The organism is Salinivirga sp., from assembly GCF_035268865.1.
Classification (GTDB): Bacteria; Bacteroidota; Bacteroidia; order Bacteroidales; family Salinivirgaceae; genus Salinivirga.
On the sequence record NZ_DATFKB010000195.1, the window covers coordinates 1 to 8518 of the forward strand.

At 37.4% G+C, this 8518-nt stretch carries 6 protein-coding genes; 3 read left to right on the plus strand and 3 right to left on the minus strand.

The genetic code is table 11. The features are described from left to right. The 3 genes from rsxC to VJ937_RS11830 all read right to left on the minus strand — a co-directional run. Positions 1–1023 (minus strand): electron transport complex subunit RsxC (gene rsxC, locus VJ937_RS11820; RefSeq protein WP_324067353.1); only part of this gene is annotated, 1023 nt, incomplete at its 3' end. A 14-nt stretch (positions 1024–1037) separates the two neighbouring features. Next, positions 1038–2024, minus strand: a complete 987-nt coding sequence (locus VJ937_RS11825) for a Fe-S cluster domain-containing protein (RefSeq protein ID WP_324067355.1) — start codon at positions 2022–2024, stop codon at positions 1038–1040. A 4-nt stretch (positions 2025–2028) separates the two neighbouring features. Continuing rightward, positions 2029–2433: a SoxR reducing system RseC family protein gene (locus tag VJ937_RS11830; RefSeq protein ID WP_324067357.1), complete on the minus strand. Its 405-nt coding sequence runs from the start codon at positions 2431–2433 to the stop codon at positions 2029–2031. Positions 2434–2947: 514 nt separating this feature from the next. Between VJ937_RS11830 and VJ937_RS11835 the strand changes: the two genes are divergently transcribed. From VJ937_RS11835 to VJ937_RS11845, 3 genes are all read left to right on the plus strand, one after another. Beyond that, positions 2948–5410 carry a PAS domain S-box protein gene (locus VJ937_RS11835; protein WP_324067359.1) on the plus strand — a complete coding sequence of 821 codons (2463 nt, stop codon included), beginning with the start codon at positions 2948–2950 and terminating at the stop codon, positions 5408–5410. 15 nt (positions 5411–5425) lie between these two features. After that, on the plus strand, positions 5426–5866 hold the full coding sequence (locus VJ937_RS11840; RefSeq protein ID WP_324067361.1) for a response regulator: 441 nt from the start codon (positions 5426–5428) through the stop codon (positions 5864–5866). Between the two features lie 170 nt (positions 5867–6036). After that, positions 6037–7944 carry a response regulator gene (locus tag VJ937_RS11845; protein ID WP_324067363.1) on the plus strand — a complete coding sequence of 636 codons (1908 nt, stop codon included), beginning with the start codon at positions 6037–6039 and terminating at the stop codon, positions 7942–7944. Positions 7945–8518: the final 574 nt, after the last annotated feature.

Here is an 8518-nt window from a genome sequence, read left to right on the forward strand (position 1 = left end):
TAAATCATTCAGCGCTTTTCCCATCATAGGGCCGCCACTGACCACTTTGCCTGTATCTTCGGGGAAACCACCAGCAGCTTCAATGAGGTTTTCTACCGGTGTACCAATGCGAACCATCAGGTTTGAGGGCTTCTTAACAGATTTACCCGTAACGGTAACCACGCGTTCAATTAGCGGCTTGTTCTTTTGGACGGCTTCATAAACGGCAAAGGCGGTACCTACGTTTTGCACCACTGCACCCACCTCTATGGGTAGTTTACCCGAGGGCACTTCACGATTCATTACAGCCTTAATTAATTGTTTCTCACCGCCTTGTGGGTATTTTACTTTCAGCGGCACAATGTCAATTCCCGGATACTCGACCGAAATTTTTCTGAGTTCTTCGATAGCATCGGGTTTATTGTTTTCAATACCAATAGCTGCTTTTTGTACACCTAAGGCAGTCATCAGAATACGAATACCCATCATCATTTCATGCTTTTTCTCAAGCATCAGTCTGTGGTCGGCCGTGAGATATGGTTCGCATTCTACGCCATTGATAAGGAGCATTTCTGCTTTTTTACCTTCAGGCACCATTAGTTTTACATGGGTAGGGAAAGTTGCTCCACCCAAACCAACAATACCGGCAGCATTAATTTTATCTACGATTTCTTTTTGGTTGAGGTTAATGTCCTTTTTCAGATCATTTGACTGGTCAATTTGTTCCTCCCATTCGTCACCTTCTACTTTTATGATGACGGCCTGACGACGATACCCACTGGCATCGTAAACATTATCGATTTTTTGTACTACGCCCGATACAGATGAATGAATGTTGGCCGATACAAAACCACCGCTTTCGGCAATTACCGTACCTACTTTAACCTCATCTTTACGTTTTACCAGAACTTTAGCCGGAGCTCCTATGTGTTGAGCCACCGGTATACTTACGGTTTCGGGCAGAGGTAGTTTCTCTATGGCAGCTCCGGCTGAAAACTTATTCTCTTCCGGATGCACACCGCCTATTTTAAATGTCTTTAACATCAATACCTCCTGTATTAATTGTTTTGATTATTATTGTTTTCTGTTTTGTTTTCGCTATCCTGATCTTTTTTTTCCTGTTTTTCAGGATTTTGCTTTTTAGCCTCGGGCTTCTGCTGCTGAGTTGCAGCTTTGGCAGTTGTTGCAGCTTTGGCCTTAGCCGGGTCTGCTTTTGGTTTGGCCTTGCGTGGTGGAAAATTATCTTCCAAAATAGCTCCTGTTGGACAAACTGGTGCACATTTGCGGCACAATTTGCATTTCTCGTAGTCGATGTAAGCTAGATTGTTTTCCATGGTAATGGCATCAAACGGACACTCTTTTACACATTTTCCACATCCAATACAAGCCACTGAACATGCTTTTTTAGCTACACCGCCTTTATCTTGATTTACGCAGCTAACGTATATACGGCGCTCTTTTTTACCACGATTACGTAATTCAATAATGTCGCGTGGACAAGCTTCAACACAGGCCCCGCATGCAACACAATTGTCTTTAATTACAGGTAGTCCTGTTTTTTCGTCCATGTAAATAGCATCAAAGTCGCAAGCCTCCACGCAATCGCCTTCTCCGAGACAGCCATAGGGGCAATCGGTTTCACCTGTATAGAGATTATGCGCAATTACACACGAGGAGGCTCCTTCATAATTTGTGACTCTTTTTCTGTGTTCGGGTGTACCATTGCAGCGAACCACCGCTATTTGAGGTTCTTTTTCTTCAAGCTCTTTGCCCAAAACTTTGGCTACGGCATTCATTGTGTCGTTTCCACCAACAGGGCAGTTGAAATCCGAGATATCATCTGATTTTACCAGTGCTTCGGCAAAGTTTCTGCAACCCGGAAATCCACATCCACCACAGTTTGCGGCAGGTAATATCTCTTCCACTTGATCGATTCTGGGATCTTCGTAAACCTTAAACTTTTTCGCAATAAAAAAGAGCACTACTGCTGCTACAGCTCCAAGTGCACTTAAGGTAATTACGGTGTAAATAATAATGTCACTCATTGAATTATGTGTTTTTCAGGTAAAACGAAAATTGTTTTTGTATTTTGTTGCTCATTAGCTTTAATATGAGGTAGTAAGGCACTAATGTTCCTAATGCCACAAGTCCGGCTACTGGTTCTGAATAATTGAGTACAGTGAACGTAACTACCGTGCCCAGTACTATTAAAAATGGTAAGATGTAACCCAGAAAAAGAGCCTTGAAACCAATACTTTCAGCTCCGGTAACCGTAACATGGTCTCCTTCCTGATATGTTCTGCCTGATGTGCTAACATCAATAAATTTCTCTTTAACGTCAGAAAGATTGCATTTACCATTAAGTTGGCATGATGCACAGGCAGCTTTATTTATGATTTTTACGGTTGCTCCGGATGAAGATGATTTTACTATTACGCCTTCATGTTCTATCATCGTATACTCCAAATTGGTGAATCTTCACGCAAAAGTATATATGTTTTAAAAAATTTTCTGCTTTAAAGCACCCTTTTTGACTATTTATAGCCTAATTTATTTTGAGTTTAAATAAAATGTTAATCTGGCTTTTGTGGCGGTTTAATAGTATAAATTGAAGCCAAATGAATAAACGAAATGTAGTAAGGAAAAAGGTACTTGTTTATAAAACAATTGAATTATAGTGCAATATAATTTAAACCATTCAAACTGCCCTATATTTACTTAATGTAAAAGATAATTATTTTCTGTAAGCTTATTTTGATGTTTTTAATAGAAGGTTTTTTGAAACAATACAGATTTACAGGTGTTTAAACAAAAAGTGCTATAAGAAGTCGTCGTATGACTTAAATTTTAAAGTAATATTTATTACTGTTCAAAAGCACTGCCAAAAATAGTTCTTGCCCAGAAAAAACCTGCTTAAGTATCTTTTTAAATTATGGCATGTGCTTTATCTAAAAATGGGGACAGGGACATGAAAAAAAGAAACACAAAATACCAGGCATTACGCATTGCCATAATTTTTGCATTGTTGGGTATCGCATGGATTCTGAGTTCTGATTTGTTGCTATCCAATATTGCAAAGAGTTTCCACGAATACGAACACATTCAGACCTATAAAGGGTGGTTTTTTGTGGTCATAGTGGCCATCATATTATACTACCTTGTAAAGTACCAATTGGCTCTTAATAACAAACTTTCGGATGAGCTTCTACAACACGAAATGAAGTTCAAAAACACTATGGAAAACATGCTGGAGGGTGTTCAAATCATAGATTTTAATTACCGTTATAGTTATGTGAATGATGTCGCAGCGCGCCATGGGATGAAGCGTAAAGAAAAACTATTGGGAAATACGATGATGGAATGCTATCCGGGCATTGAAAAAACCGAAATGTTTCAGAAGTTAGAGCAATGCATGCATAATCGAAAGTACCATAAAATGGAAAACAGGTTTGAATTGCCCGATGGTAGTTCTGGATGGTTTGAATTGGGTATACAGCCTGTTCCTGAAGGAATTTTTATTTTATCGAACGATATTACAGACAGGGTAGAAGCAGAGCAAAAAAATAAAGAAGCCCAGCAGCGGTTAATTGAAGCTCAACGCATGGCTAAAATGGGCGATTTTACCTGGGACGTGCAAACCGGTGAGGTTACCTGGTCAGAAGCATTGCTTGATATGCTTGGATACCCCAGAGACCAGGAGATTGATTTTGATATGATTAATACCCTGATTCACCATCCTGATGACTTAGAGTCTGTAACCAATTGGTTATATAGTAGTTTGGAGTCCGGCTCCGAAATACTGGAACCGCATGAGTACCGAATAAAAGATAAAAATGGTGAGGTGATTTATGTGTGCACTCAGGGAAAAATTAATATTCAAAAAGATGGTAAAAAAACAATATTTGCTACGATACAGGATATTACTAATTTAAAAGAAAATGAGCTTAAACTTGAAGAGAGTGAGAAACGGTATAAAAACCTTTTCATGCAGTCTCCTGATGCTATTTTCATTAACCAGCAAGATGTAATAGTACTGGCCAATAAAGCATTTGTTAACCTTGTAAATGCTGAACAAATTGAAGATGTGATCGGAAAATCTCCATTTGATTTCTTCCATCCCGATTATCACGATCATGTAAGAGATAAAATACATAAAGTTCGAGAAGAGGGAATTGAAATATCTTCTTATGAAGAACAGATACGCTCACTTAAAGGAAGTGTAATTGACGTTGATGTGCATCGTTCGTCGTTTGAAAATGAAGGTTTTACAGGTATACATGTGATTTTGAGAGATATTACAGAAAGCAAAAGGGCTAAACAAGCGCTAATTGAGAGTAAAAGGCAATTAAATACTGTTATGGGAAATCTGCCGGGTATGGCATACCACACAACTCTTGATGCTCAATGGCCTATGGAGTTTGTAAGCGAAGGCTGTTTTGATTTAACTGGTTATACAACAGGAGAATTAACAGGATCAAAACATATAACTTTCGGAAATATTATTATTCCAGAAGATAGGGACAATGTATGGAAAACAGTCAATGAAATGATACGCAAAGCCAGGCAGTTTGTGTTAGAATACCGTATACAAAAAAAAGATGGTAGCATAAGATGGGTATGGGATAAGGGAATAGTTCTGCAAAAAGAAGGCGGTGAAAAATACTCAATTGAGGGTTTTATAATTGATATTACAGACAGAAAAGAGGCAGAAAAAGCCCTGGAAGAATACCAAAATGAACTTGAAGTAAAAGTGCAGGAACGCACAGAAGAACTGGAAGCCTTTGCATACTCCGTTAGTCATGACCTGCGTGCACCTTTGAGAGCCATTAATGGTTTTAGCGATATATTATTGGAAGAGTATGCAACTGATTTGGATGATGAAGGGAAAAGGTTGGCTAAGGTAATACAGAAAAATTCCCGTAACATGTCAATGCTGATTGATGACTTGCTTACCTTCTCAAGGGCTGGCAGAAAAGCAATTCAATTAACGAACATTAATATGCAAGAAATGGTGAAGTCTGTATATTACGAAGCTACCACTGAAGAAAAACGTAAAAACTTAGAATTAATCGTTAGAGAAATTCCCAATTGTATGGCAGATACAAGCATGATGCGGCAAGTATGGATGAACTTGTTATCGAATGCCATAAAATATTCTTCAAAAACAGATAAACCCCGAATTGAAATAAACTGGAAAGAGGGAAATTCAAAGCTTATTTACTGCATTAAGGATAACGGTGTGGGCTTTAACGAACAATACATCGACAAACTTTTTGGCGTATTTCAAAGGTTACACAATGTAAAAGATTTTGAAGGTACAGGTGTTGGTTTGGCCCTTGTGCATAGAATTATAAAAAGGCATAATGGCGAAATATGGGCCAAAGGAGAAGAAAATAAAGGCGCAACTTTTTGCTTTTCAATTCCGAAATAAACCAAACAATAAAATATGATACATGAAGAATGCGAAATACTCATTGTAGAAGATAACCCGGAAGATGCTGAACTTATGCTTCGGTCTTTAAAAAAGATGAATCTTGCGAACCAGGTTATTCATCTGGAAGACGGAGCTGAAGCACTCGATTTTATATTAACCCAGGGGATATATGCTCAACGGAAAAATATCATTGCACCCAGGGTTGTGCTACTCGATTTAAAACTTCCTAAAGTACATGGTCTGGAGGTATTGAAGGAAATAAAATCTAATCCTGAGACCAAAAATATACCTGTCGTAATTATAACATCTTCACGAGAGGACCCGGATATTAAAAAAGCATATGACCTCGGCGCCAATAGTTATATTGTTAAACCTATTGATTTTAAGGAGTTTATGACCACCTTAAGTCATATTGGTTTTTATTGGATGGTTGTTAATGAGCGTCCGAATTAAATAGTGCCTGCAAGAAAACTTTAATAACTGCGTTATGACCATTTTGAAAACAGTCACTTACGAAAGTAAACTCCTTGATTTTCAAAATGGTCAAGCCTTGTTCTTGAAGTTTTATTACTAGGCACACGCAAAACCAGGTAGTTTTCTAGCTGAGACTAAATATATAAGTTATGAATGAAAAAGTAAAAATATTAATTGCAGAAGATCTTGATTCTGATGCGGAACTTGCAATCAGGGAACTTAAGAAGGAGTTCAATGATATAAGCACACAGGTTGTGGATACTGAAGATGAATTTAAAGTGGCTTTGGACAAATTTGAGCCAGATGCTGTTGTTTCAGATTACAGGATGCCATCTTTCAATGGTCTTAAGGCATTGGAAATTACCAAAGAGTTAAAACCTTTTTTGGCATTTGTAATTCTTACCGGCTCTATGAACGAAGATACGGCAGTGGAATGTATGAAAGCCGGAGCCGATGATTATGTGATCAAGGAGCATATCAGAAGGTTGGGCCCTTCGGTGAAAGGAGCTCTTAGGCAGAAACAAATTGAAAAAGAGCATTTCAGGTCACAGGAAAATTTAAAAGAGAGCGAAGCACGCTACAGGTCGCTTATTGAAAACTCAAACGATGGAATTCTTTTAATGCTCGATTCTAAGATTATCATGGCAAATAAAATGCTGGAGGAGCTATTTGAATACTCGCTTGAGGAAGTAATACAACCCGATTTTGATATCATGACCTTGATTGAACCAGCAAGTCTACCATCGATTAAGCAGAGACTGGAGAAGGCCCAAATGGGGATTTATGAAAATTCAAAACAGGAATTTCAGGGTTTAACCAAAAGTGGTAAAATCATTGATCTGGAATCTTCTCTAAGTTACATTAATACAAAAGAGGGACTAATAACTCAGTCAATTATAAGAGATATAACAGAACGAAATGCCGATAAAAGAGCACTTATTAAAGCCAAAGAAAAAGCTGAAGAGAGCGATAAGCTTAAATCTGCTTTTTTGTTGAATATCAGCCATGAAGTAAGAACACCTTTAAACGGAATCCTGGGTTTTGTAAACCTTTTGACCTCCGCAGATATGGATGAAAGCAAAAAGTTGTTATATGCGGAAAAAATCAAAAATAGTAGTTACAGGCTAATGAATACAATTACAGATATCATTGAACTGTCACGTATTGAAACTGACCAGTTGCAATACAAAGAATCAAAGATAGATCTGGAAGAGTTTATTGATGAACTGCACAAAGAATTCGAGGATGAAGCAGAGCAAAAAGGACTGAAGTGGAATGCAAATATCTCCGAACAATTGAACTATTACATTTTTACCGACAGAGAAAAGCTGAACCAGATTTTGTATTACCTTTTAAATAATGCCCTAAAATATACTAATAAAGGCGAGATTGGTATGGAATGCAATGTAAATGGCAATAATCTTGAAGTTCAGGTAAAAGATACAGGTATAGGGATTCCTGCTGATCGACAGAGTGCTGTTTTTGATCGTTTTGTTCAGGCCGATACCAGTATGTCGAGGGATTATGAGGGTACCGGGCTCGGACTTACTATAAGTCAGGGGCTGGCAGAATTGTTGGGCGGTGATATTACCCTGAAATCGGAGAAAGGCCAGGGTTCTATTTTTAAGTTAGTATTACCATGTAAAACAGAAGCTAAAACTAATGTAAAACAAGAAATTGAAACCCATAACCTTGACGATGTAAAGATATTGATTGTCGATGATGAAGAAACATCATTAATGTATCTGGAAGTGCTTTTATCAGACTCTTTTAATGAAATATTAGTCGCAAAAAACGGATTCGAAGCTATTGAGCTTTGCAAGGGTAATCCGGATATTGATATTATTTTAATGGATCTAAAAATGCCTCAAATGGATGGTTATACTGCCACACAGGAGATCAGGTCTTTTAATCGCGATGTCGTCATTATCGCTCAATCTGCACACGCTTTTGATGAAAATATTAAAAAGGCGCTTGATTTGGGTTGTAATGACTATATCACCAAACCGGTGAGCCATAAAAGAGTTTTACAAAAAATAGAGAAGTTTTTAAACTAAAAATCACAACTATCCGAAGCTTTATAGTTTTTTGTGCTTATTACAATATATATTGAAAAAATACAAGCTATTTCTTATCTGAATTTGTTCTCAAAGTTGTAATTTTTGAGATAGTACATTCATTACACCGCCATTTATGGCGGTGACAAGTTACCGTTGCTGCTTAGGGCTTTAGCCAGGAACTTTTTCTATATAGATTAGGTTCTAGGCTGAAGCCTTACCGCTCTTGATTCTTACCTAAATCCACGCCATAAATGGCGTGGTAAGTCATCTGTATGTAATTTTATAATATCAGGTTTAAACGAATTAATAGCAATTGACTTGAAAAACCACTTTTTTTCTGGCGATTTCAAAAAAAATGTCCCAATAATAATCGGTTATAACTATTGTTGACCTTTTTATTTAAAAAGTTTCGGATGAATGTGATGCGAAAGCATATAAGTTCAGTTTTTGGGCTAATGGATTTGCATATAATTTTAGAAATATTTTGAAGAAATACAGCAATTGAAGTTAGCCTGAAGGTATTTGTGTAATATTTTACCCTGCTTTAGAAAGGTATTTTAGATCAGTTGAA

Bases quoted from the DNA above. Each gene is read 5' to 3' on its own strand.
- VJ937_RS11825 (WP_324067355.1), bottom strand. From the start codon at position 2,024: ATGAGTGACATTATTATTTACACCGTAATTACCTTAAGTGCACTTGGA.
- VJ937_RS11830 (WP_324067357.1), bottom strand. From the start codon at position 2,433: ATGATAGAACATGAAGGCGTAATAGTAAAATCATCTTCATCCGGAGCA.
- VJ937_RS11835 (WP_324067359.1), top strand. From the start codon at position 2,948: ATGAAAAAAAGAAACACAAAATACCAGGCATTACGCATTGCCATAATT.
- VJ937_RS11840 (WP_324067361.1), top strand. From the start codon at position 5,426: ATGATACATGAAGAATGCGAAATACTCATTGTAGAAGATAACCCGGAA.
- VJ937_RS11845 (WP_324067363.1), top strand. From the start codon at position 6,037: ATGAATGAAAAAGTAAAAATATTAATTGCAGAAGATCTTGATTCTGAT.